Origin of the sequence: Paraburkholderia graminis (genome assembly GCF_003330785.1) — a bacterium.
Lineage (GTDB): Bacteria > Pseudomonadota > Gammaproteobacteria > Burkholderiales > Burkholderiaceae > Paraburkholderia > Paraburkholderia graminis.
The window spans coordinates 2745476-2769901 of the sequence record NZ_CP024935.1; the positions used below are offsets into that span (position 1 = coordinate 2745476).

Here is a 24426-nt window from a genome sequence, read left to right on the forward strand (position 1 = left end):
ACTGAAACCCAGAGGAAAGTGCAACGATGAAACTGCTTCGTTACGGGCCGAAAGGCCAGGAAAAGCCGGGCTTGCTCGACGCGCAAGGCAAGATTCGCGATCTGTCCGGCGTGGTTGCCGACATCGACGGCGCGGCGTTGACCGACGCAAACCTCGCCAAACTGCGTGCAGTCGACGCGGCCTCGCTGCCCTTGGTCGAAGGCAATCCGCGCATTGGTCCGTGCGTCGGCAAGATCGGCAAATTCATCTGCATCGGCTTGAATTACGCGGATCACGCGGCTGAATCGAATCTGCCCGTGCCCGCCGAACCGGTGATCTTCAACAAGTGGACGAGCGCGATTTCCGGTCCCAACGACGACGTGGAAATTCCGCGCGGCTCGAAGAAAACCGATTGGGAAGTGGAGCTCGGCGTGGTGATCGGCAAGCCCGCGAAGTACGTGGACGAAGCGAATGCGCTCGACTACGTCGCCGGCTATTGCGTGATCAACGACGTGTCGGAACGCGAATGGCAGATCGAACGCGGCGGCACGTGGGACAAGGGCAAGGGCTTCGACACGTTTGGCCCCATCGGCCCGTGGATGGTCACGCGCGACGAAGTCGCCGATCCGCAGAACCTGGGCCTGTGGCTCGAAGTGGACGGTCACCGCTATCAGAACGGCAACACGAAGACGATGGTGTTCGGCGTCGCCAAGCTGGTTTCGTACGTGTCGCAGTGCATGAGCCTGCAACCGGGCGACGTGATTTCCACTGGCACGCCGCCGGGCGTCGGCATGGGCGTGAAGCCGAATCCGGTGTATCTGAAGCCGGGGCAGACGATTCGCCTCGGCATCGAAGGTCTCGGCGAACAAACGCAGAAGACCTACGCGGCGGAGTAAAACGCTCGCGGCCGACGCGGGCGCGGGGCGCATGAGCCTCGCGCTTTCAACGTGAACTTCGCGTCAACTTCACGTCGTCGACTTCAATTCGCCGGTTCGTGGTCGCCGTTCTCGCCGATCCGGTTGACCGTGCCTTGCGCAACCGCCACGAGTTTCTCGCGGTTGCCGTCCATCACGAAGATGTTGCACTGGCAGGTCGCCTGATGGCGGCCTGCATACACCACTTGCGCCCTCGCAATCAGCGTCCCGTTCACGGCCGGACGCAGATAGTTGATCTTATATTCCCCCGTCACGACCTTCGGCCCGAGCGAGAGCGCACCGGCAAAGGTCAGCGCGTTGTCGGCGAGATAGCTGATCACGCCGCCATGCACGAAGCCGTGCTGCTGCCGCAGTTCGTCGCGGATCGGCAGGCTCAGTGCGAGTTCGCCGGTGCCCGTGTACATCAGCTCGGCGCCTAACAGCATGCTGAACGGCTGGGCGTGCAATGCGCCGCGCGCCCGGTCGAGTAGGTCAGTCATTGTGTTTCCTTCGAGGAAGGCCCGCGGTGGCATCGCGCACGAGGGTGCGCTCGTCGGTCCCTACCCACTCTAGGAAGCGCCGACGCACGCCGTCAAGGTGAATCGGAAATATCCGGGCGGCATGCTTGTGTCGGTCGACAGAAATTCAGACGATGGCCGACGTAAACGCACCGTAAGGCGAACTTTGACGAATTTGATCTTCAGCCAGCTTTGATGCTGCCGTTAACCCTGACGTAGCTCCCGTTATTCTTTGCCTTCAGGTGTTCACGATGTTCAGCAAGATCAAGGTCGCATCCGGCCTGTTATGTGTCCTGGCCGCGTTCTGCGTTTTCCAGCTTGTCACGGTGGGGTTGGGTTTCTGGTCGTTGACGCGTACCCATCACGACGTTGGCGACCTCGCGAATATCGCGTTGAAGCAGGTCGATGCCGTCAACGAAACGACGCAGCATCTGATGGACGCGCGTATCAACCTGTCGCGCGCCGGTACGCGGATGGTGCGCGGCGGCGCGGAGCCGACGGACATCGTCCAGCATGCCCGCGAGCAGCTCACGGCCGCCGAGCAGTCGTTCAACGCGTTCTCGAGCGCGCCGAAAACCAGCGACGAAAACGGCGCGCGCGCGGCGGCGCTTGCCGAGCGCTACAAGAAGCTGCATGGCGCGCTCAGCGAGCTCGCGCAGTTTCTCGACGCGAACAACATTCAGGCTTTTCTCGATCAGCCGACGCAGTCGTTCCAGGACGCCTATCTGACCGAGCTCCATAACTTCACGCAGTTCGGTAACGCCGCGAGCCGCGCGTCGCTGGATTCGATCGACACGCGCATGGCGACTTTCCGCGTCGTCAGCATTGTGATTTTGCTGGCGCTGGTCGGCGGAACGTTCGCCGTGCATCTGGCGTTGCGCCGTGGCGTGGTCGCGCCGCTCGAGGAAGCCGGCCGTCACTTCGAGCGCATCGCTCAAGGGCGCCTCGATCAGCCGATCGCCGCGCGCGGCACGAATGAAATCGGCCGGCTGTTCTCGGGCCTGGCGAAGATGCAAGCAAGCGTCGCTCGCACTGTGCAGACCGTGCGCGAATCCGCCGATTCGATTCACCTTGGCGCCGATGAAATCGCGACCGGCAACGCCGATTTGTCCGCACGGACGGAGAACCAGGCGGCATCGCTGGAAGAAACGGCGTCGAGCATGGAGGAATTGACCGCCACCGTGCGTCAGAATGCCGACCACGCGCGTCAGGCCAATGCGCTCGCCGAGACCGCTTTGGAAGCGACCTCGCGCGGTAGCGAAGTGGTCGACCAGGTCGTCGACAAGATGCGCGGCATCGCGCAAAGCTCGGACAAGATTGCCGAGATCATTTCGGTGATCGACGGCATTGCGTTCCAGACCAATATCCTCGCGCTCAATGCGGCCGTCGAGGCGGCGCGCGCGGGCGAGCAGGGCCGCGGCTTCGCGGTCGTGGCCGGCGAAGTGCGCGGGCTCGCGCAGCGCAGCGCGCAATCGGCGAAGGAGATCAAGACGCTGATCAGCGAGTCGGTTGCCGAAATCCAGGGCGGTTCCGCGCTGGTCGAGCACGCCGGCGAGGCGATGAGCAACGTGTCGGCGTCCATTTCCCGCGTCACGCAGATGATGGCGGAAATCAGCGCGTCGTCGCTCGAACAGAGCACGGGCATCGAGCAGGTGAATCAGGCCGTGGTTCAGATGGACGAGATGACGCAGCAGAACGCGGCGCTCGTGGAAGAGGCGGCGGCAGCGGCGGCTTCGCTGCATCAACAGACGCAGCAATTGAAGGAGGCGGTTTCCGTCTTCGAAATTTCTGAAGCTGTGTTGCGGACACAACAGTTCGACGCAATGCCGGTCCAATCTGCGCAATTTGCGTTGTCGCGAATGCGCGCGATTTAAATCGTCTGCGCATAAAAATCAGGCAGCCGCAAAAAGAAAATGGCCCGCAAAAGCGGGCCATTTTTTTGTCAGGCGCAAGCGCCTACGCAAAGCTCAAAGTACCGTGGGTACTTAGGCCGGCGTGATGTTCGCAGCTTGCTTGCCCTTCGGGCCTTGCTTCACTTCGAACGACACCTTTTGGTTTTCTTGCAGGGACTTAAAGCCGCTGCCTTGAACTTCCGAAAAGTGCGCGAACAGGTCTTCGCCGCCGTCGTCCGGCGTAATGAAACCAAAGCCCTTTGCATCGTTAAACCACTTCACAGTACCTGTTGCCATTTTTAATCCAGTAAATGTTGTGTATTGCATTCGCGACCGCTACTTCTCAACCCGAGATCGAGCGCGAAGTACGAGTTGTATCACGTCTTTATGACGGACGCCAATCAACCAGTATTCGGGTATTCCCAGGTTTGGGGGTTTTTCCGGTGTCAACGGCGCAAAAAACGCATTACTCGAACCAGGGTAAACCCTTGGTATTAAGGGTTGCCCCGGACTGGCCTGCCCCGGAATTTTGGCGCTTCAGGCCGGTAACGCGTCGAAAGCGGTGGCGAGGTGATAAGGGGTGGTCGACGGCATGTCGGCGCGCGCCACTTCACCGGCCGAGGTTTTGCATTCGAACCAGCCTTGCGGCCGCAGGAAGCGCTGCTGGAACAGTTCGATTTGCCGCGGCAGCGCGGCGCGTACGGCCGCATCGTCGTGGCTCGCGAGTGCACGCAGATATTCCGTCTGCGCCCAGATGCGCTGGATTGGGTCTTTGACTTGTCCGTCTTCATTCAGCGACGCATACACGCCGCCGGTTTCCTGATCCACGCCATGACGTTGCGCGAAGGCGAACGCGCGCGGCAACGCTTCCGCAAGCCCGGAGCCGTCGAACAGTTCGCGTGCCTGCGTGACCAGCCACAACCATTCGAACTGATGGCCTGGCTCCAGGCGATTGTCCGGCGCGCCGACCGGCAATTCGGCGATGCAGCCCGACGGCGCATGCACGAAGTGACGAGCGACGGCGCCGGCGAGGCGCCGCAGCGCGGCGTCGAAAGCGTTGTCGCGCGTGGCCTCGCGGGCGGCGAGCCACGCTTCGGTCAAATGCATCAGCGGATTCTGGATCGGCGTGCCGGTCACGTTCGCGAAGTCGGCAGTGAGCGCGGCGTTGAAGAGATCGTCGTCGGCGGTAAAGCGCGATTGGATCAGCGCCGACGTTGAATGCACGATCTCGAGCGCGTCGCGATTGCCCGAGCGGCCGGCATATTCCGCGCACGCAAAGACGACGAACGCATGCGTGTACAGGTCTTTGACGGTGTCGAGCGGTGCGCCCTGCGCGTCTACGCTGTAGAACCAACCGCCGTGTTCCGTGTCCTGAAAAGTGCGCGTGAGCGAATCGAACAGGACCTGCGCGTGGGCCGCATCGCCGGCCTGCGAGAACACGAACAGTTGACGCGCGCACGCCATTGCCCGGTAACGCTCGACGGGCGCCGGACGGTGGTCTTCCGCGACGAGCGCTTCGTACGGCAACCTGAGCGCGGGGTTGAAACCGGGCCCGCGCCACATGGGCAGGATGACGCCGTTGAAGTGGTCGCGCAGGCCGGCGGCGAGCGCGATCGTCGAGGCGGCGTCAGAGTGGGTGCTGGGCATAATCAAATTCAAGCGCGGGTTTCAAGGCGCCCGTGAGAGCGGGCCGGGTTCGGCGGCAGCGCGGCTGCGGCGTGCGGCCTGCCTCGCGGGTACGACAGGAGCGGCGGGTGCAGCAGGAGCGGCGGAACCAGCAACGGCACGCGGCTTAGCATAATGCAAACGGATGCGAGCCGGCACCCAAAATCGGCAGCGAAAAGGCTTAATAACTTCAAGAAGGAGAGAAGACGATGCTCGGCAACTTTGATCTCATCTCCCGTCTGGTGCTGGCCGCGGCGCTCGGCAGCGTCATAGGCTTCGAGCGGGAGCGCCTGTCGTGGGCCGCGGGCTTGCGCACGCACATGCTCGTGTGCGTCGGCTCGGCGCTGATCATGATCGTGTCGGCCTACGGTTTCGCCGAGGTGCTCACCGGCGAACACGTCGTGCTCGATCCTTCACGGATGGCGGCCCAGGTCGTCTCCGGAATCGGCTTTCTCGGCGCGGGTTCGATTCTGCTGCGCGGCGAAATCGTGCGCGGGCTGACGACGGCGGCCAGCCTCTGGTCGGTCGCCGCGATCGGTCTTGCGGTCGGCGGCGGGCTCTATACGGCGTCGATTGCGGCGACCGTCATCATTCTGATCATCCTCGCGGGCATCAAGCCGCTTGAGCGGCGCTTCATCACCGTGAAGCAGCGGCGCCAGGTGACGATGCTCGTCGAGCGCGGCACTCTCACGTTTCACTCGCTGCACGACGAGCTGGGCGCGGCGAGCCCGCGCGTGAAGCAATTCGTGATGCAGCAGAGCGACGAAACGCCCGAATGCGACGAGGTGATGATCACGCTGCATCGCGTGTCGAGTGTCGAATACGAGGCGATTTGCACGCGCTTGCGTCAGTTGCAGGGCGTGAGGGAGTTCCGTCAGGACGACGCGTCGGGTTAAGCGAAAATCGTCGGCGAATGGCTTCGGCGGCGGTGGGCGCCATGCGACAATGCGGTCTCGAAAAATTCCAATGGCATTTGACGAGCGGTGCCGGCGCCCGCTCCCCGGCGACGGCCGCTTTCTTCTCTATGGCAGATTCCGCAGTAACCAAGCAGTCCCGGCCTGAGCGCGCCGCTTCGAAGAAGCGTCGGCAGGCCACCGTCCCAACCGAAACCGAAAAGAAGCTGGCGCGCGCCGCGCGCTCGGCGCAACGCCTCGCGCAACTGAGCGACGTCGCGCGCGACGACAGCACGCTCGACCTGTTCCCCGACGACCCCACCCGCGCGACGCTGGAAGCGATGAATATCGACATCCGCCAGGGCACGCTGCATGGCTTCGAGCTGCCCGATGTGGTGCTCGCGGCGGTGGGCGCTTTGGATGCGTCGGCTGAGGGTGTGTCGATGGATGGTGGTAAGGCGGCGCGGCGGACAGGTCGCGGCGGGAAGAGTGACGAATCTGAGGCGGTGAGCGCGCAATTGACTGGGCTGGAGATCGAGCCGTCGGCGGCCGTTGCGTCGGATGCGGCGCGCGAATCGTCGGCTGTGGATTCGGCTGACGGCGATAAGCTGGCCACTTCGGCGCTTACGCCGGCCATGGCGGCCGCGACCGTCGCGCGCAGCGTGACCGCGCTGCGTCAGGCCGTGGAGCCTGGCGGCGTGAGTGTGGACTCGGCGGCTGGTGACGGCGCAAGACAGGGGAACGCCAAATCCGGGCAGCGGTTGGCTTCGACCGAGCGAACGGAAGCGGCGCTGCCTGGCTTGGCGGATGCGACTGCAGCGAGCCCCCGCGGCGGAGCGCCTGTAGCGCTGGAGTCTGGGCTTGGGTTGGCCGCAGGCGTGGCGTCGTCCAGGGCGGCGGACGCGCAAGCGCGTCGGACGGCCGCGTCGACGGACAGATTTGCGAGCTCATTTGCGGACGAGACGAAGCCATCGGCGATTGGATCAGCGCGCGACGCAACGGCAACTGCAACCGCAGGCATAGAAGCGCCGGAAACCAAACGCATCGGCACCGCGGCCGCGTCGGCGCACGATACAACGTCAACCGCAACTGCAGCGAAAGAAGCACTCGACACTAAACGCACAGTCACCGCGCCCACCTCGGCGCGCGATACGACACCGACTGCGACCGTGGCCCCCGAAGCGCCAGAGACTAAACGCACCGCCACTGCACTGACGTCGGCGCGCGGCGCAACGTCAACCGCGACAGCAGCGACAGAAGCCCAACGCGCCGAACCCGCCGCCGCGCCCACCGCACCGGAACTCGACCGCGCGCGTGCAACCGCCTTCGCGGACACCGTCGATGCGCTGTACGGCGTGATCGCCGACCAGCGCCGCGCGGCAACTGACCACTCGCGCCGCATGAAATGGATGCTGTCGATCGTGGTCGGCGCGCTGCTGATGACGGTCGCGATCGGCATCACGCAAACGCTGCTTCTCATGCGCCTGACACGCGAGACGACGGCGCAGCAGCATCGCGTCGAAGAGATGATGCAAAACCAGCAGGCCGCGATGGCCAGTCTGCTCGACACCCAATTGGCGATGGCCAATGCCGCCGCCGCCAAGGCCGCTTCCCCGGCCGTGATGCCGACGGCGGGCGCTGCAGCGGGCGCAGCACCGCAGCAAGCCACCACGACGCCGACAGCGAACGGCAAGCGCGCCGTCCGTACTCAACACGCGCACAAGCCGAAGACCGCCACGCGCTGATCGTCCGCGAGTCCCCGCCGCGCCGGCGCAATGCCGGCCGCGCCGTTATTTCCACCGCCTCGCCCGGATAGACGCCGTAAGGCGGACGCCGCCCGTCGTCCGCCGCAAGCGCAATTGCGCGCTCTACACTCTGCCTGCTGCCGCGAAGCCGAATCGGACACGCCAGCGCCTCATCCGACCCGAGCCACATGCCGACGAGCGAACACAAATATTCCATCGACGACCTGATCGCCGCGCTTCTGCGCGATCAAGGCATACACGACGGACACTGGGCCTTGAACATCGAGTTCTCGGCCACCGGCGCCGCCGTCAAGCCGCAAGACCAGCCGACGCGCACGCTGCCGGGGCTGATCGTGTCCGTCAACAGCGCGACGCTGGTGGCGGCTGACCCGTCGGCGGAAGGCTCCGTCGACGCCGCCGCCGTCAACCCGCGCAAAAGCGGGCCGTCAAAGCGGCGAGCGGCCAGCCCGAAAGCAGGGCCGACGACGCTGTAATAAGCGCTGACGGCGACAAACGGAAGGCGGGCAAAAACAGGGATGTTGTAATGTTGCAACGCAATATGCCCGCAGATGCGGCCAGGCGTCGCACCTCCGATTTATTGCTGCGCTGCACTAGCTTTTGCCTAGGGAAAACCCTATAATTCTTCTTAAGGGAAAACCCCTAGCAAATGCAGCAATTAACCGGGAGTCGCCATGAGCTTCATCTTTGCACTGTTTCAAAAGGTCAGCGACCTCTTTGCGTCGCCCCACCTGCCGCTGGACGCAGACTATTCGTATGCGGCACGCGCCCGCGAAGCCGAGCGTCAGCGCAAGGCGCAAGCCACGCTGTTCGGCATCAAGCTGACCGACTAAGAGCAAACTGTTCGGCCCGCGCGCGTTAAAGCGCCGGGTGCGCACCTCGAGTGCGCGCGCATCATTTCAAGCCACTGCCCGCGAAAGCGTGCCGTGGCTTTTGTTTATTCGGCGCCTGGCGCGCCGCTTCAGCGGGTTCGCTGCCGTCTTATATTTCCCCGCCGAAATGAATGTAACGGCGGCTGACGTGATTGCGCCGCGCAAAGCGCGCGCTCGGCCCCGAGAGCCTTATTGCCCGCAGGTCTCAGCCGAGAAGGCGCTAACGCCATCCGTCCCTATCTTTGAAATGTGCGCTTACAAGTGCTCACGTCTTCATGCGGTTTGCGTCGTTAAAGTGGTTTTCAAGCGCACGGCGGCGTGTGCAGGCCCAAAACCCGGCCAAATGCAGCGCGGCGCCGGCTTGATCCGAACTTTACGGGAGAGAACCATGAAAGCCTTCAACAAGACATCGCGGACTATCGTCGCGGCATTGCTGGCCGGCGGCGCCATGCTGGTAGCCGGCGGCGCGTCCGCTCAGGAACGCGTCATCGTCGAACACGGCCCGGCGCCGGTCGTTTATGGTCAGCCGCATATGATGCCGGTCGGCGTGTCGATCGACATCGGCTGGCACGGCGATCGCTATTACGACGGCCATCGCTATTGGCAGCACGACGAGTGGATGCGTCATCACCCGCACGACTATGATCCGCGTCACCACGGCCGCGACGAGCACCGTCCGCCTGCGCGCTACTAATTCGCGCATGAACCTTCGCGCCGCCTGAAACGGCGCGGACCTGGCAAAGCCGGCTCTTCCGCGAGGAAGGCCGGCTTTGTCGCGTTCGGCATGGAGCGTGCTCGGCCTGCGCTATGCTTTAACGCTTTATGGATTGTCAGCGAGGTAGCGGCGTGAGCAAGGCAGCAAAGGCAGTGATAGGCGTAGTGGGCACCGGGTTGATGGGCGTCGGCATCGCGACGCAGAGCGCGTTGCACGGACACCGGACGGTCGTCCATGACGTCGACGCGGCTCGTCTCGCGAGCGTCGTGCCGAAAGCCGAAGCGGTGCTGGACGAACTGATCGACGCGGGCCGCATCGGGCCGGAGGCGAAGCAGGCGGCGCTCGCGCATATCGAGACGCATGCCGCGCTGGACGTAATGCGTTCCGCCGATTTCGTCATCGAAGCGATTCCAGAAGTGCTGGAACTGAAGCACCGCCTATACGAAAAGCTGTCGACGCTTCTCGCCGACGACGCCATCCTCGCCAGCAACACAAGCGGCTTCCCGCCGGATCAATTGGTCACGCCGTTGCGCGCAAAAGAGCGCTTTGTCATCGCGCATTTCTGGAATCCGCCGCACATGATTCCGCTCGTCGAAGTGGTGCCGGGAAGCGCGACCGCGCCGGACGTCACCGCAAAGACCGCGGAATTGATGAGCGCGATCGGCATGGAGCCGGTGGTTCTGACGAAGGCGATTCCCGGATTCGTCGGCAACCGTCTGCAGTTCGCGGTATTGCGCGAGGCGCTGAACATCGTGCGCTCGGGCGCGGCGACGCCGGATGTGGTCGACCGCGTCATGAAGGCGTCGCTCGGGCGCCGCTGGGGAATCGTCGGTCCGCTGGAGGCGGCAGACATGGGCGGGCTGGACACCTTCCTCGATATATCCACGCATCTGATGCCCGAGCTCGCGAAAGACGAAGACGTGCTCGATCTGCTGCGTCAGCAGGTGGACGCGGGGCGCGTCGGCGTGCGGAGCGGCGCCGGGTTTTATGACTGGGACGAAGCGCATCTCGCGCAGGTGAAGGAAGGGCGCAAGCGGGTGATTGGGCGGGGGTAGGGTTACGGCGATGCCGCTGACTTAAGGCATATAAATCGCAAATACAGGCTTAAGCCTGTATTCGCAAATTACAAGCTAAAACCTGTTAAACGTGCGCCGCACCGCCCGCCCGACTCTGCGCTATAACTACCCATCATCCTTCCAACACGCGCCACACCCATGTCCCACTACTTCTACGACCCTGCCGCCGGCCACAATCTCCCGCACGATCCGTTCAAGGCGATCGTCGCGCCGCGTCTGATCGGATGGATTTCTTCTCGCGACGCCGACGGCACGCTGAATCTCGCGCCGTACAGTTTTTTCGGCGCGTTTGCGACTTTTCCGCCGATTATTGGTTTTTGCAGCGAGGGCCGCAAAGACAGCGTTTCCAACATCGAAGCCACCGGCGAATTCGTCTGGAATCTCGCGACGAAACCGCTCGCCGAGCAGATGAACCGTTCGTCCGCGCCGGTTGCGCCGCATGTCGATGAATTCGAGCTCGCGGGGCTCACGCCTGCGCCGGGGCGTAACGTGCAGGTGCCGCACGTCGCGGAATCGCCGGCCGCGCTCGAATGCAAGCTGCTGCAGGTCGTGCGGCTGCATACTCTCGACGGCAAGCCGATGGACAACTACCTGTCGCTCGGGCAGGTGGTCGGCGTGCACATCAACGAGGCCTATCTGAAGGATGGATTGTTCGATACGCACGCCGCGCAACCCATCATGCGCGCCGGTTATCGCGCGGATTACGCGGAGATTGGCAACATGTTCGAGATGTTCCGGCCGACCGCGTAACAGCAGGCCTCTGCAAACGCGGCGCGCTCGCAGCCCGAGCAACCTACAGCCCGAGCAATGCACAGCAGAAGCACGCTTGGACCGCGCCTTCGAGCGCGGCTGAGTCCCGCTCCGAGCGCGCCTTCAAGCGCGCCTCAGCCCCACCTCAAGCGCGCCTCGAACCCACTCAATCCCGCCCGCTCTCAAGCTTAAACACGCTAACCACTTGCGCCAAACGCGCCGCATGGTCGCGCAATTCCGCAGCCGCCTCTTCCGCTTCCCCGACAATGGTCGCGTTCTGCTGCGTCGCTTCGCCGATCTGCGTGACGGCGAGATTGACCTGCTCGATGCCGCCCGACTGCTCGCGCGACGCCACGCTGATCTCGCCCATGATCGCGCGCACCTGGCCGACCTGCTGAACGATGCCTTGCATCGTCGAGCTGGCCTGCTCGGCAATCTGGAAACCGCTTTGCACGGTCGCGGTCGATTCGGCGATCAGACCTTCGATCTCCTTCACCGAAGCCGCGCTGCGCTGCGCGAGCGCCCGCACTTCCGAGGCGACGACCGCGAAGCCCTTGCCGTGCTCGCCAGCGCGCGCCGCCTCGACGGCTGCGTTAAGCGCCAGAATGTTGGTCTGGAAAGCGATGCCTTCGATCACGCTCGTGATTTCGGCGATCTTCTGCGACGAGCGGCTGATGTCGCCCATCGTCGACACCACGCGTTCGACCGCGCGTCCGCCTTCGAGCGCCGCGTCCGCCGCGCGCGTGACCAGCGTGTTCGCTTGCGACGCGTGATCGGCGTTCTGCTGCACCGTCGACGTGATCTGCTCCATGCTCGCCGCGGTTTCTTCCAGGCTGCTGGCCTGCGTCGCGATGCGCGAGGCGATGTTGCCGCTGCCCGTGGCGATCTTCTCGGTGCCTTCCGACATATCCGTCGACGCGCTGCGCACCTGCGAAACGATGCGCGCGAGACCTTCGCCGATGCCGTCGATCGAGCGCATCAGGCGGCCGATTTCGTCGGCGCGTCCGCTTGCGCCCTGGGCGACGCGCACGCTCAGATCGCCCGACGCGAAGCGCTCGGACGCCTTGACCGCTTCGTCGAGCGGCCGGCTGACGAGGCGGCGCACCGCGAACAGAAACACGACCGCGAACACGCCGACCAGCACGAAGCCAGCGATCAGGAAGTGATTGCGCGTCGCGTTGACTTCGGCCATCACTTCGTCGCGCGGCGCGACGCCGCCCACGAGCCATTGCCATTCCGGCACGGTGATGAACGAAACGAATTTGTCGCGCGCGCCTTGCTCGCCAAGCGTGGCGTCGGCGGAACTGTATTCCAGCCGGCCTTCCTTCATGTCGAGCATTTGCTGATACGGCGCGTTCGCGTTGTCCGCGTTCTGGCCGGCGGCGGCCGGATGCACGACCAGCTTGCCGCGGTCCGCGCCCTTCGACGCGTTGACCACGAAGTAGTAGCCGCTGTCGCCGATCTTCAGCTTGCGGATGCCGTCCTGGACCTGCTGGATTTCCGGATCGACGTTCACGCCGACAAACAGCGCGCCGATCACGCGGCCGCTCGCGTCCGTCACCGGCCGGTATTGCGTGATCCAGCGCTTGCCGAACAGCGCGGCGAGCCCGGTATAGGTCTTGTTGGCGACGACGAGCGCATACGCCGGTCCGTTGCGGTCGAGCAGCGTGCCGATTGCGCGCGAGCCGTCCTGTTTCTTCAGCGAGGTCGTCACGCGCACGAAGTCGTCGCCGGTGCGCGCGAAGATCGTGGCGACCGCGCCGCTGCGTTCGAGAAACTGGTCGGGGATAGTGAAGTCCATGTTCAGTACCTTGTCGCCGGCTTTGAACGTGGGCGTGGCAACGCCGTTGACGTCGATCTTCTGCGTTTCGTCGAGCGTATAGGTGCTGGGCAGGAAGCTCGCGAACAGCGACGTCGAGCGGTCCACTTCGGCGGACAGCGCCTTGTCGAACAAGCTGATCATCGCGGCGATCGAGCGATCTTTTTCGGCGATGCGTTCAAGCACCTGGTCGCTGACCTGCTTGCCGGCGCTGCGCGTGAGCGCCCACGTGAACGAGGCGAAAATCAACGCGACCAGCACGCACGAAAGTACGGCGAGCCGCGCGCCGACGCTGGCGCCGCGCAAAGAGAATGATTTCATGGACGTGTGCGGAGTAAGAAGGACAAACGATGCACGGCGGGCGCGCAGGCACCCGCCGGCATCGTGTCTGGTTTACGGCCGCCGATAACGCTTCCTTTAGCGAACTGGAAGCATTTCGTAATACTGCGGCGCTTCAAAGCGCCTGTTTGCACGTCTCAACGCACCGTCTGACAGCGCCTGAACACCCCGTCGGCCTGTCAGCGCTTCGTCGTCCACGTGCGCAGCAACAGCGCGTTTGTGACCACGCTCACGCTCGAGAACGCCATGGCCGCGCCGGCCAGCATCGGATTCAGCAAGCCGAAGGCGGCGAGCGGAATGCCGATCAGGTTGTACACGAATGCCCAGAACAGGTTTTGCTGGATCTTGCGCCACGTCTTGCGCGAAATGTCGATTGCGTCGGCCACGAGCGCCGGGTCGCCGCGCATGAGCGTGATGCCGGCCGCGTGCATCGCGACGTCGGTGCCGGTCGCCATCGCGATGCCGATGTCGGCGGCGGCGAGCGCGGGCGCATCGTTGATGCCGTCGCCGGCCATCGCGACGATGCCCGCGCTGCGGATCTTCAGATCGCGGATCACGCGCGCCTTGTCGTCCGGCAGCACATGCGCATGAAATTCGTCGATGCCGAGTGCTTGCGCGACGCTCGCCGCGCTGCCGCGATTGTCGCCGGTCACGAGCACGCTTTTCACGCCCATTGCCGCGAGCCGCGCGACGGCCGCGCGCGCGGTCGGTTTGACGGTGTCGCCGAATGCCATCAACGCGAGCGCGACGGGCGTCGACGGATCGAGCTGCATGAGCCAGGACACGGTATTGCCGGCCGCTTCGAGTTCGCGGGCGCGCGCGGCGACTGGCGGCGGGAGTTCGACGCCCAGTTCATCGAGCCAGCGCGTGCTGCCGAGCGCCAGCTTGCGGCCGCCGACTTCGGCTTCGACGCCGCGGCCGGCCACGGCGCGCGCGTCGCTCGCAGTCAGCGCGTGCGCGCTGGATTTCGCCGCCTCATACGCGCTGACGACGGCCCGCGCGAGCGGGTGATCGCTTTGGCGCTGCACGGCTGCCGCGAGCGCGAGCGCTTCATCGCGAGCGATGTCGCCGACCGGTTCGAACGCCGTCACCGAAGGCTGCCCGATGGTCAGCGTGCCGGTTTTGTCGAACGCGACGAGATTCACGCGATGCGCGGTTTCGAGCGCCTCGGCGTCCTTGATCAGCACGCCGTGCCGCGCCGCGACGCCGGTTCCGGCCATGATCGCGGCCGGCGTCGCCAGGCCGAGCGCGCACGGGCAGGCGATCACTAGCACCGCGACCGCGTTCAGGATCGCCGTTTCGCCGCCGGCGCCCGCCAGTAGCCAGCCGATCAGCGTGAGCGCCGCAATCGCCAGAATCGCCGGCACGAAGATTTCGCTGACGCGGTCGACGAGCCGCTGGATCGGCGCCTTCTCGGCCTGCGCGCTTTCGACAAGCCGAATGATCCGCGCGAGCGTCGTTTCCGCACCGGTCGCGGTGGTGGACACGGCAATCGCGCCTTCGCCGTTGATTGAGCCGGCGGTCACCGCGTCGCCAGTCTGTTTGGCGACGGGCAGGCTTTCGCCGGTAATCAGCGATTCGTCGATGTGCGTGCGGCCTTCGAGCACCGCTCCGTCGACCGGAACGCGTTCGCCCGGCCGCACGATCACGACGCTGCCGACCGTCACTTCCGCGAGCGGCACTTCGCGCTCGCCCGCGCCGACGCGAATGCGCGCGCGCTCGGGCCGCAGCGCCTGGAGCGCGCGGATTGCGTCGGTGGTTTGGCGCTTCGCGCGCGCTTCGAGCCATTTGCCAAAGCGCACGAGCGTGATGACGACCGCCGACGCTTCGAAGTACAGATGCATCGCGTCGTCTGGATGACGCGCGAGTTGATAAACGCTGATGCCATACGCCGCCGACGTGCCGAGCGCGACCAGCAAGTCCATGTTGCCCGCGCCGGCGCGCACCGCGCGGTAGGCCGCGCGATAGAAGCGCGCGCCGAACACGAACTGCACGACCGACGCGAGGCCGAACTGCAGCCAGACCGGCAGCATCGCCTCTGTGCCGAACCATGCGGCGATCATCGGGACGATGAGCGGCAGCGTCAGCAGAGCGCAGACGAGCACGGCCGCGAGTTCGCGGCGTGCCTCGCTGCGTTTGCGCTCGGCGGCGGACGGCGCGGCGGCGCCGGAAGCGCCGGCAGCGCTGGACGGGCCGGCATCGACTGATTCCGGCGCGGTGTCCGGCGGCGCGACCAGCGCGGCTTCGTAGCCGGCTTTCTTGACGGCGGCGATGAGCGCGTCGGCAGTGACCGCCGCGCCGGTCGCCGCATCGCTCATCAGATTGACGCTCGCGGTCTCGGTCGCCAGATTGACGGACGCCCCGGCGACGCCCGGCACCTTCGCCAGCGCTTTTTCGACGCGCATCGCGCACGACGCGCAGGTCATTCCGCCGATTTCCAGCTCGGCGGTGTGGATCGGATCGGCGTCGGCAGGACGGGCAGCAGCGGCAAGTTCGGTCATGGTGATGAAGGCTCGTGGCGGCATCGGCCGCATGATGAAGCCTAGTATCGACCTTCCCATGATGGGAAGGTCAAGCGCAGTCTCGCCACGCGCCGGGCTTTGCGGCAATCAGCGATTCACGCCTTTGCGCTTGCCTGGTGAGCGCGGATACGATACAACGCGATGTTGTCGGCGATGCAACGCGGACTGGCTGCGCTGGTTTTGGGAGACCGCGCGAGCACTGTTGCCCTCACGCCGGCGTCTCCCTTTGGACAGCACGTTCCGCCCTCTGAACGAATGATAAAAAATCGCCGAGCAGTGTTTACGAATTACTGGACCTGCGCATCGCTCGCAGGCCTCGCATTTTTGGCTGGTTGCGCGTCGACGCCGTCCACGACGCAAAAATCCACCGGCTGGATCAAGGACGAAGTCGCCGATTCCTATGTATTCGGCTATCCACTGGTGCTGATGGGTGTGGCGCGCGACGCGGCCGTCGGCACCGAGCCCGGCCAGGCGCCGCTCAATACACTGCGCCATGCGCAGGCGCTGCCGCCCATCGGCGCGGCGAATCCGATGCAGCCGAGCCTCGACACGCTGGACTCCACCGGCTGGCTCGACGTCGGCAGCGAACCGGTGATTCTCGCGCTGCCCGACTCGCGCGGCCGCTATGTGGACGCCCGCGTGCTCGATATGTGGACCAACGTGGTGTGGTCGACGGCCGACCAGTTCGCGACGCGCGCGAACGGCATCAAGGCGCAGGCCATCGCGTTCGTCGGACCGGGTTGGCAGGGCGATCTGCCGAAAAACGTCAAGCGCGTCGACGTGCCGACCCGCAACGCATGGGTGAGCGTGCGCGTCCAGTCGAACGGCACGCGCGATCTGACGGCGGTTCGCAAACTGCAGCGCGCGATTCGCGTGGCGCCGCTTTCGGTGTACGCGGGCAGCACGCGCTCGGCGTCGATTGCGCCGCCGCGCAGTAATGCCGATGCGCCCACCGGCGCCATTGGCGCCGCGGGTGCATCCGGCACGCCCGCCGCGCAGGTCGCCGCGCTCGACGCAAACGGCTTCTTCAACCGGCTCGCGCAGGCGCTGCCCGACAACCCGCCGACGCCGGCCGATCCGCACGCGCTCAAGTTTCTCTCCGACCTTGGCGTGACGCCGGGCCAGCCGGTGAAGCTGCCGGGCGCATCGGACGCCATTGCAGCGGGTCTTGCCGACGGCCACGAGCGCGTGGTCACGCCGCCGTCCAACCTGCTGACGGGCAACGGCTGGAGCTGGTTCGGCGACGGCGTGGGTAGCTACGGCCCCGACTATGCGCTGCGCGCTTACGCCGCTTTCGCGCAGCCGGGCATCGGCACGAAAGACGATGAAGTGCGCGCGGTCGTCACTCAGGACAGCGACGGTCACGCGCTCAACGGCGCGAATCGCTATGTGATTCACTTCGCGCCGAATCAGTTGCCGGTGCGCGGCTTCTGGTCGATCACCGCTTATACGAAGGACGGCGCGCTCGGCGAAAGCGCGCCGGCGCGTATTGCGGTCGGCGATCGCAACGGCGCGCGCCGCAATCGCGATGGATCGCTTGATGTCACGGTCTCGTCGACGCGCGGCAAGAGCGGCAACTGGCTGCCGGCGCCGCGCGCCGATCTGCAACTCGTGCTGCGCCTTTATGCGCCGAAGCCTCAAGCCACCGACGGCACCTGGCAGCCGCCCGCCGTCGTGCGTCAGTAACTTGCGCTTCGCATAGTCGGCAAGATTCGAAGGCCGGCAGCGCGCGTCCGTCACGACTTCGCGGTCAATGACGGACGCGCGGTTGTAGAGCGCCGGCGATTGTGTAAGCACGGCTTACATTTCTATCCGACGAAAGATTCACGACTTATACTGCCGCTTGCGGGATTTTCGTGTCGCGGCCGGCTTGCCGCCGCATTACCCAAAACCGAGCATGGCAAGCATCAATAAAGCATCACTCGCGTCTTCCATGCAGACCATGCGCGATGTCGCGCAGTCGCGCCGCACACGTCGCGTCATCACCGGTCTGCTGATCTTCATCGTAGTGTTCGGACTGCTGGGCTTTTTCGCGGCGCCGCCGCTGATTCGCCATATCGCCGAACAACAGCTCAGCAAGCAACTCGACCGGCCCGCTACGATTGGCCGCATTGCGCTCAATCCCTATACGCTGAAACTCGAAGCGGACCGCGTGCATATCGGCGAGCGCGGCGGCGCGGGCGATTTCGTGGACATCGAAAGGCTTATTGTTCAGCCGTCGTGGAGTTCGCTGTTTCGCGCGGCGCCGATTGTCGATGAAATACAGCTTGATTCGCCGCGTTTTCATATTGTTCGCTACGACGCGCAGCGCTTTAATTTCACCGATCTGATCGAGAAATTCTCGAAGCAGCCAAGCACGCCCGACAGCAAGCCGACGCTCTTCTCCGTGTCGAACATTCGTCTCGAGAACGGCCAGATTACGTTCGACGACAAACTGCTCGGCGCGACGCATGTGATCGATCAATGGAAGCTCGGCATTCCGTTTATCGCCACGTTGCCGTCGAAAACCGATATCTTCGTCGAGCCGTTGCTGCGCGCGCGCATCGACGGCAGCCCGCTTGCCATCGACGGCAAGACGAAACCGTTCGCCGCGTCGCGCGAGTCGGAAGTGTCGTTGCGCTTCGAAGGGCTCGACGTGCCGCGCCTCATTTCGTATGTGCCGACCAAATTGCCGGTGATCGTGCAGGCGGGCAAGCTCTCGACGGATCTGAAGCTCAACTTCGTGATGTCGAACGACGCGCCCACGCTGCGCGTCGCAGGCACCGTCGATCTGAACGATGTCGATGTGCGGGACGCAAGCAAGGCGCCGTTTTTCGCCGCGCGCGCGGTGCATGTCGCGGCGCGCACGCTCGAGCCGCTGAAGAGCGTCTATCACTTCGACGACATTCGTATCGACGCGCCGATTGCGAATCTCGCGCGCGACAGGAACGGAGCGCTGAGCGTCGAGAAGATGTTCGCCCCCGCGCCGGCGCCTTCGGCTGCCCCCGCGCCTGCGAAGAATGCGGCGCAAGCCGCCAGTTCGCCGGCGCCTGGCTCCGCAGCGGCGGCACCGTCGGCTGCATCTGCGGCAAGCGGCGCGCAGAACAACGCTCAGCACGAAGCGCAAAAAAGCGCGGACAAACCCGCACCGCCGCTCGACCTCTCGATCAAACGCTTCGTACTGAACGACGGCACCGTCAACGCGCGCGACGAAGCTACGTCGCGCCCCGTCGACGTCGGTATGGAAAAGCTCGCGGTCACGCTGACCGATTTTTCGACGCTCGCCACCGCGCCCGCGCACTACACGCTCAACACGAACCTCAAACGCAGCGGCGGTTCACTGGGCGTCGCAGGCGCATTGAGCCTGGCCGCCAAAACCGCGAGCGCCAAACTCGATATCAAGTCGCTGAATCTGCCGCTGCTGCAACCTTATCTCGATGCGGCAACCGTGGCGCAAGTTACCGACGGCACGCTTTCGACGACCGCCAACATCGGCGCGAACTGGTCGAAGTCGCCGGCCGCGGTGATGGTCGCGGACTCGCAGCTCGATCTGCAATCGCTGAAATTGACGACGCGCGGCGCGAAGGCTCCTGTGATCTCGCTCGCGCAGGGCAGCGTCAAGGTCAAGCAGGTGGACCTGAACGCGCGCACCGCCGATGTGACGAGCGTCGACACGACCGGCCTCGCCGTCGACGTGCAACGGCTGAAAGACGGCAGCATCAACCTTGCGTCGCTCGCCGGTCCGCATGAGGCGGAGCCGAAACGCACGGCCATTCATGCTGTGAAGAAGGCGCAGGCGGAAGGTCCGGCATGGCACTACAAGATCGGCGAGCTGAACGTGAAGGACGGCACCGCCAATTTCACCGACAACACCACGCCGCAGCCGGTCAAACTCGGCATCGCGCCGCTGCAACTGAAAGTGCAGCAGATCAGCGACGACCTGAGCCGTCCGCTGCCCGTGGAACTGCAAGCCACGCTGAACAAGAAGGGCACGCTTGGCCTGAAGGGCGACGTCACCGCGACGCCGCTCAAGGTTGCGGTCAAGGTGAACGCGAACCGGCTGGACGCGGCGGCGTTCGAACCGTACTTCGGCAGCCAGTTGAATGCGACGATTGCGAGCGCGCTGCTCAACGGCAGCGGCGATCTTGCGTTGACTCAGGCGAAGTCGTTGAAGGCGACTTATCGCGGCGATGTGGCGCTCGTGGACGTGCGCATGCTCGACAAGGCCACCTCCGATCCGTTCGCCGGGTGGCGCTCGCTCGCGCTGACCGGGCTGAAGGCGGATTACGACGAGCGCGGCACGTCGGTGGACGCGGAGCGCGTCACCTTCACGAAGTTCTATGGACGCGTGCTGCTCGACGCGCAAGGCAAGCTCAACCTGAACGATGTCGTCGCGCATCAGAGCGGCGCGGCGCAGTCGCTTACGCGCGACAAGAACGCCAAGGACGGCGCGGAGCCCGTGCCGTTGACGCCGCCGACGGCCTCGGCCGTGGTTGCCGCGTCGGCACCGATCGTGGCGTCAGCGTCCGCGCCGGCGTCGTCCGCTGCGGCTGGTGCGGCTGGTGCGGCTGGTGCATCTGCCACGCCCACCACCGTCACTGCCGCGACGCCGCCGCAAAGTCCGGTCAAGCTGCATTTCGGCCAACTGGTCTTGCAGCAAGGCCGCGTGACCTACACCGACAACTTCATCAAGCCGAACTTCACGGCGAACCTGGTTGGCATTCAGGGCACCGTCGGCGCATTCGGCACGCAGTCGACCACGTCCGCGCCCGTCGACATCGCGGCGAAGCTGGCCGCCAATGGCCCGCTGTCGATTCGCGGCACCGTCAATCCGCTGATCGCGAAACCGGCGCTCGATCTGACCGCGAGCGCGCACGACATCGAGCTGACCAATCTCACGCCGTATTCCGCGAAATACGCGGGCTATCCGATCACCAAGGGCAAGCTGAACGTCGATCTTCACTACAAGCTCGAAAACGACCAGTTGAACGCGGACAACCATTTGTTCATTGACCAACTGACGTTCGGCGATCACATCGAAAACGACACGGCGACCAAACTGCCGGTGCGGCTCGCCATCTCGCTCCTGAAAAATTCGCGCGGCGAGATCGACGTCAATCTGCCGGTGTCCGGCTCGTTGTCGAACCCCGAGTTCAGCATTGGCGGCCTGATCTGGCATGCGGTGCTGAATCTGCTGCAAAAGGCGGTGACCGCGCCGTTCTCGCTGATCGCGAACGCGTTCGGCGGCAGCGGCGAGGAACTCGGCTACGTGGAATTCGAACCGGGCTCCGCGCAACTCACCGACGCCGACACGAAGAAGCTCGAGACGATCGTGAAGGCGCTCGGCGCGAAGCCGTCGATCAAGATGGATCTGATCGGCCGCGTCGACCCGAAGATCGACGAGCCCGCGTTGCGCATGCGCTACGTGGACCGCCTCGTCAAGCAGCAGAAAATCAAGGACGTGGTGGGCAACGGCGAGAGCGTGGACCTGTCGAGCGTCACCGTCGATCCGAAGGAATACGACAAGTATCTGACGAAGGCCTACAAGTCCGCGGACTTCAAGAAGCCGCGCAATTTCGTCGGCCTGACGAAGTCCTTGCCCGACGACGACATGAAGAGCGCGCTCGCAGCAAACGCGCCCATCGACGAGGCCAGCCTGCGGCAGCTTGCGCAGCAGCGGGCGCAAAGCGTGCAGCAGTATCTGGATGGCAAGATCGACAGCAGCCGGGTGTTTGTCGTCGCGCCGAAGCTCGACGCGGACGGCATCAAGGACAAAGGCGCGACTACGCGCGTTGATTTCGGGCTGAAGTGAGTAAGGTCACGTGCGCGGCGGCGTAATCGCGTCGCTCAGGCGGCGCGCGTCGGCGTCTTCAACGCGGTCTGCTCGATGACGCGCGCGAGCGTGTCGAACGCGGGCCCGATCTTCTCGTTCGGCACGCACGCATAGCCGAGCAACAGCCCGCGCCGCGCGGGCGGATCGCTGCTGTAATAGGTCGCGAGCGGCCGCACGATCACGCCGGCGTCGAATGCGGCCGCCGTCACCGCACGGTCGTCCGCGTGATCCGGCAAGCCCAGCACCAGATGCAAGCCCGCTTCGTCGCCCATCACCGGCAATTCGCTGCCGAAACGCGCGGTGATCGCGTCGATCAGAATTTGCCTGCGCTCTCCGTACAGCGCGCGCATGCGCCGAACGTGCGACGTGAGGTGGCCGTCCATGATGAAGTCGGTCATGACGGCTTGCTGCATCAACTGTCCTTCGCGATAAAGCTCCGCGACGCCCATGCGAAACGTATCGACGAGATGCTCCGGCGCGATCATGTAGCCCATGCGCAGACCCGGAAACAGCATCTTGCCGAGGCTGCCCACGTAAATGACCTGACCGGCTTCGTCGAGACCTTGCAGCGACGCAAGAGGCCGGCTGCCGTAGCGAAACTCGCTGTCGTAATCGTCCTCGATGATCCACACGTTGTGCTGACGCGCGTATTCGAGCAACGTTCGGCGGCGCGCGAGGCTCATCACCATGCCGAGCGGGTATTGATGCGACGGCGTCACGAGCGCGAGACGTGGCGGCTCCCGCAAATCCTCCTCACGCGGATTGAGACCTTCATCGTCCACGGGCACCGGCACCAGCGTGATTCCCGACGACTGCAACACGCTGCGCGCGCCCCAATAGCACGGCTCCTCCACCCAGGCGCGATCGCCGACGTCGGTTAACAGACGCACGGCGAGATCGATGGATTGGTGAATACCCGTAGTGATGATGATCTGATCCGGCGTGCAATTCACCGAGCGCGCGACGCGCAGATAGTCCGACAACGCGCGGCGCAGCGGACGATAGCCGCCGCCGGGCGCATACGTCAGCAGATCCGGATTCGCTTCTTTCCACAAACGCGCTTGCAGGCGGCTCCACGTTCGGGCCGGAAATTCCGCGACGTCCGGCACGCCCGGCATGAAGGCGCCCCATTGTTTCGCCGAGACCCCGGCCTGGCCGATCAGACGCCGCCCCCGATTGGACAGGTCGTTCAGATCGCGCTTCGGCGGTTTGGTTTGCGTGCCGACTGCCGCACCGGCCGTAGCGCCAACCGCCGCCACCGCCGGCTTTCGGCGCGCGTTGACGGCGGCGCTGTCCGGCTGCGTGTCGGCGACATAGGTGCCGCTGCCCGTGGTCGAGATCACGTAGCCTTCGGCGGTCAACTGGTCGTACACATGCAGCACCGTGTTGCGCGCGATGCCCAGGTCTTCGGCGAGCGTGCGCGAACTCGGCAGCTTGGTGCCAGGCGGCAACTGACCGGTGAGAATGGCCTGCTGCATCAGCCGCAACGTCTGCCGGTAGAGCGGTTCCGAGGCCGCGCGATCAAGCCTGGCGGCGAGCCAATCCGACAAGATGATCGTATCCAAGTGGTTCTATCCGGAATAATGAAATGGTTCCATATTGTAGAACCGTAACGGTCTATAGTGGGCCACGCAATTGATGCAAGCCCGCTGTTACGCAAGAGCAGCCGGCTCGACCGCAGAGGAGACTACGGCGATGAAAACGGATGAAGTGATCGTCAGCTTTCGAGGCGTGCGCAAGACGTACGACGGCGAAACGCTGGTCGTCAAGCAACTGGATCTGGACATCTATCAGGGCGAATTCCTGACGCTGCTCGGGCCGTCGGGTTCCGGCAAAACCACCTGTCTGATGATGCTCGCCGGTTTCGAATTTCCCACCGGCGGCGAGATCTGGCTCGACGGCACATTGCTCAATACCGTGCCGCCGCACAAGCGCAACATCGGCATGGTGTTTCAGAACTACGCGCTGTTCCCGCATCTCACGGTCGAGCAGAACGTCGCGTATCCGCTGACCGTGCGCAAGGTTTCCGCGGAAGAGCGCGCGCATCGCACGAATAACGCATTGAAGATGGTGCGCATGGAGAGCTTCGCCAAGCGCTATCCCGCGCAGCTTTCGGGCGGACAGCAGCAGCGCATTGCGCTTGCGCGCGCGCTGGTGTTCGAGCCGAAACTCGTGCTGATGGACGAGCCGCTCGGCGCGCTCGACAAGCAATTGCGCGAACACATGCAGTACGAACTGAAGTCGCTGCACGAGAAGCTCGGCGTGACCTTTGTCTACGTCACGCACGATCAGGGCGAGGCGTTGACCATGTCCGATCGCGTCGCCGTCTTCGATAAAGGCATCGTGCAGCAACTCGATACGGTGGACCGTCTTTACGAATCGCCGTGCAACGAATTCGTCGCGAACTTCATCGGCGACAGCAACAAGCTGCGCGGCACGATCGCGAACGTGAACGGCGAATATTGCGAGCTTCATCTGGCTGACGGCACACGAGTGACGGGCCGCAATATCGGCGGCGCGCGGGCGGGCACGCCGGCCATCGCGTGCATCCGGCCGGAACGCATGAAGCTCTCGGCGGGCGGCAATGGACATGCCAACGGCGCTGCGCGGCCTGGCGCCAACGCGCTTGCCGGCGAAGCGCGCGGACTCATCTATTTCGGCGATCACGTGCGGATGCGCTGCGGTTTGCCGCAGCAGGACGAGTGCTTCGTCAAGGTGCCGCTCGGCACCGACGCGCTCAACGCGTTCGCACCCGGCGCGCCCGTCGCGCTCGAGTTCGCGCCGGAGCATCTGCGGGTATTCGCGGGGGCGTAAGCGCGGCAAACGCGAGCATGATTGCATCAGCGGGGCAGTCAGCAGCACATAAGAACGTCGCATGGACTCATGCTTGAAACCAC

At 64.6% G+C, this 24426-nt stretch carries 18 protein-coding genes; 12 read left to right on the forward strand and 6 right to left on the reverse strand.

Translation table 11 applies throughout. The features are described 5' to 3' along the window. Positions 1-26: 26 nt before the first annotated feature. Positions 27-875 carry an ureidoglycolate lyase gene (locus tag CUJ91_RS30450; RefSeq protein ID WP_006047525.1) on the forward strand — a complete coding sequence of 283 codons (849 nt, stop codon included), beginning with the start codon at positions 27-29 and terminating at the stop codon, positions 873-875. An 83-nt stretch (positions 876-958) separates the two neighbouring features. On the opposite strand, the gene CUJ91_RS30455 is transcribed toward CUJ91_RS30450, so the two are convergent. Then, on the reverse strand, positions 959-1393 hold the full coding sequence (locus CUJ91_RS30455) for a PaaI family thioesterase (protein ID WP_006047526.1): 435 nt from the start codon (positions 1391-1393) through the stop codon (positions 959-961). 269 nt (positions 1394-1662) lie between these two features. Between CUJ91_RS30455 and CUJ91_RS30460 the strand changes: the two genes are divergently transcribed. After that, complete coding sequence (locus tag CUJ91_RS30460) at positions 1663-3285, forward strand: methyl-accepting chemotaxis protein (RefSeq protein WP_114158110.1); 1623 nt, start codon at positions 1663-1665, stop codon at positions 3283-3285. A 111-nt stretch (positions 3286-3396) separates the two neighbouring features. On the opposite strand, the gene CUJ91_RS30465 is transcribed toward CUJ91_RS30460, so the two are convergent. Then, on the reverse strand, positions 3397-3600 hold the full coding sequence (locus CUJ91_RS30465) for a cold-shock protein (protein ID WP_006047528.1): 204 nt from the start codon (positions 3598-3600) through the stop codon (positions 3397-3399). A 240-nt stretch (positions 3601-3840) separates the two neighbouring features. Next, positions 3841-4950 carry an AGE family epimerase/isomerase gene (locus tag CUJ91_RS30470; RefSeq protein ID WP_114157894.1) on the reverse strand — a complete coding sequence of 370 codons (1110 nt, stop codon included), beginning with the start codon at positions 4948-4950 and terminating at the stop codon, positions 3841-3843. 227 nt (positions 4951-5177) lie between these two features. On the opposite strand from CUJ91_RS30470, the gene CUJ91_RS30475 reads away from it, so the two are divergent. From CUJ91_RS30475 to CUJ91_RS30500, 7 genes are all read left to right on the forward strand, one after another. Beyond that, entirely contained in the window at positions 5178-5864 is a 687-nt protein-coding gene (locus CUJ91_RS30475; RefSeq protein ID WP_006047530.1) for an MgtC/SapB family protein, read from the forward strand. Positions 5865-5992: 128 nt separating this feature from the next. Continuing rightward, positions 5993-7606 (forward strand): hypothetical protein, encoded by a 1614-nt coding sequence (locus CUJ91_RS30480; protein ID WP_167450679.1) that lies wholly within the window; start codon positions 5993-5995, stop codon positions 7604-7606. Positions 7607-7794: 188 nt separating this feature from the next. Further along, complete coding sequence (locus tag CUJ91_RS30485; RefSeq protein ID WP_114157896.1) at positions 7795-8100, forward strand: hypothetical protein; 306 nt, start codon at positions 7795-7797, stop codon at positions 8098-8100. Positions 8101-8298: 198 nt separating this feature from the next. Further along, positions 8299-8457, forward strand: coding sequence for a hypothetical protein (locus CUJ91_RS34525; protein ID WP_167450680.1), 159 nt, complete (start codon positions 8299-8301; stop codon positions 8455-8457). A 427-nt stretch (positions 8458-8884) separates the two neighbouring features. Continuing rightward, positions 8885-9190, forward strand: coding sequence for a hypothetical protein (locus CUJ91_RS30490; protein ID WP_114157897.1), 306 nt, complete (start codon positions 8885-8887; stop codon positions 9188-9190). A 128-nt stretch (positions 9191-9318) separates the two neighbouring features. Next, positions 9319-10266 (forward strand): 3-hydroxyacyl-CoA dehydrogenase family protein, encoded by a 948-nt coding sequence (locus tag CUJ91_RS30495; protein ID WP_081652987.1) that lies wholly within the window; start codon positions 9319-9321, stop codon positions 10264-10266. Positions 10267-10425: 159 nt separating this feature from the next. Continuing rightward, positions 10426-11037, forward strand: a complete 612-nt coding sequence (locus CUJ91_RS30500) for a flavin reductase family protein (protein WP_114157898.1) — start codon at positions 10426-10428, stop codon at positions 11035-11037. A gap of 166 nt (positions 11038-11203) precedes the next feature. Here the strand turns inward: CUJ91_RS30500 and CUJ91_RS30505 are convergent, their stop codons facing one another. Next, positions 11204-13177, reverse strand: a complete 1974-nt coding sequence (locus CUJ91_RS30505) for a methyl-accepting chemotaxis protein (RefSeq protein ID WP_114157899.1) — start codon at positions 13175-13177, stop codon at positions 11204-11206. Positions 13178-13374: 197 nt separating this feature from the next. Next, positions 13375-15696: a heavy metal translocating P-type ATPase gene (locus CUJ91_RS30510; protein ID WP_244231046.1), complete on the reverse strand. Its 2322-nt coding sequence runs from the start codon at positions 15694-15696 to the stop codon at positions 13375-13377. 276 nt (positions 15697-15972) lie between these two features. Between CUJ91_RS30510 and CUJ91_RS30515 the strand changes: the two genes are divergently transcribed. Beyond that, positions 15973-17403 (forward strand): DUF1254 domain-containing protein, encoded by a 1431-nt coding sequence (locus CUJ91_RS30515; protein ID WP_114157900.1) that lies wholly within the window; start codon positions 15973-15975, stop codon positions 17401-17403. A 211-nt stretch (positions 17404-17614) separates the two neighbouring features. Then, complete coding sequence (locus tag CUJ91_RS30520) at positions 17615-21508, forward strand: DUF748 domain-containing protein (protein WP_114157901.1); 3894 nt, start codon at positions 17615-17617, stop codon at positions 21506-21508. Positions 21509-21543: 35 nt separating this feature from the next. Here the strand turns inward: CUJ91_RS30520 and pdxR are convergent, their stop codons facing one another. Further along, positions 21544-23094 (reverse strand): MocR-like pyridoxine biosynthesis transcription factor PdxR, encoded by a 1551-nt coding sequence (pdxR, locus tag CUJ91_RS30525; RefSeq protein WP_006047541.1) that lies wholly within the window; start codon positions 23092-23094, stop codon positions 21544-21546. Between the two features lie 130 nt (positions 23095-23224). Here pdxR and CUJ91_RS30530 point away from each other — a divergent pair, with 130 nt between their 5' ends. Beyond that, complete coding sequence (locus CUJ91_RS30530) at positions 23225-24343, forward strand: ABC transporter ATP-binding protein (protein WP_006047542.1); 1119 nt, start codon at positions 23225-23227, stop codon at positions 24341-24343. Positions 24344-24426: the final 83 nt, after the last annotated feature.

Bases quoted from the DNA above. Each gene is read 5' to 3' on its own strand.
- CUJ91_RS30485 (WP_114157896.1), top strand. From the start codon at position 7,795: ATGCCGACGAGCGAACACAAATATTCCATCGACGACCTGATCGCCGCG.
- CUJ91_RS30500 (WP_114157898.1), top strand. From the start codon at position 10,426: ATGTCCCACTACTTCTACGACCCTGCCGCCGGCCACAATCTCCCGCAC.
- CUJ91_RS30450 (WP_006047525.1), top strand. From the start codon at position 27: ATGAAACTGCTTCGTTACGGGCCGAAAGGCCAGGAAAAGCCGGGCTTG.
- CUJ91_RS30480 (WP_167450679.1), top strand. From the start codon at position 5,993: ATGGCAGATTCCGCAGTAACCAAGCAGTCCCGGCCTGAGCGCGCCGCT.
- CUJ91_RS30515 (WP_114157900.1), top strand. From the start codon at position 15,973: ATGATAAAAAATCGCCGAGCAGTGTTTACGAATTACTGGACCTGCGCA.
- CUJ91_RS30530 (WP_006047542.1), top strand. From the start codon at position 23,225: ATGAAAACGGATGAAGTGATCGTCAGCTTTCGAGGCGTGCGCAAGACG.
- CUJ91_RS30455 (WP_006047526.1), bottom strand. From the start codon at position 1,393: ATGACTGACCTACTCGACCGGGCGCGCGGCGCATTGCACGCCCAGCCG.
- CUJ91_RS30490 (WP_114157897.1), top strand. From the start codon at position 8,885: ATGAAAGCCTTCAACAAGACATCGCGGACTATCGTCGCGGCATTGCTG.
- CUJ91_RS30510 (WP_244231046.1), bottom strand. From the start codon at position 15,696: ATGACCGAACTTGCCGCTGCTGCCCGTCCTGCCGACGCCGATCCGATC.
- CUJ91_RS30465 (WP_006047528.1), bottom strand. From the start codon at position 3,600: ATGGCAACAGGTACTGTGAAGTGGTTTAACGATGCAAAGGGCTTTGGT.
- CUJ91_RS30460 (WP_114158110.1), top strand. From the start codon at position 1,663: ATGTTCAGCAAGATCAAGGTCGCATCCGGCCTGTTATGTGTCCTGGCC.
- CUJ91_RS30475 (WP_006047530.1), top strand. From the start codon at position 5,178: ATGCTCGGCAACTTTGATCTCATCTCCCGTCTGGTGCTGGCCGCGGCG.
- CUJ91_RS34525 (WP_167450680.1), top strand. From the start codon at position 8,299: ATGAGCTTCATCTTTGCACTGTTTCAAAAGGTCAGCGACCTCTTTGCG.
- CUJ91_RS30505 (WP_114157899.1), bottom strand. From the start codon at position 13,177: ATGAAATCATTCTCTTTGCGCGGCGCCAGCGTCGGCGCGCGGCTCGCC.
- CUJ91_RS30495 (WP_081652987.1), top strand. From the start codon at position 9,319: ATGGATTGTCAGCGAGGTAGCGGCGTGAGCAAGGCAGCAAAGGCAGTG.
- CUJ91_RS30470 (WP_114157894.1), bottom strand. From the start codon at position 4,950: ATGCCCAGCACCCACTCTGACGCCGCCTCGACGATCGCGCTCGCCGCC.
- CUJ91_RS30520 (WP_114157901.1), top strand. From the start codon at position 17,615: ATGGCAAGCATCAATAAAGCATCACTCGCGTCTTCCATGCAGACCATG.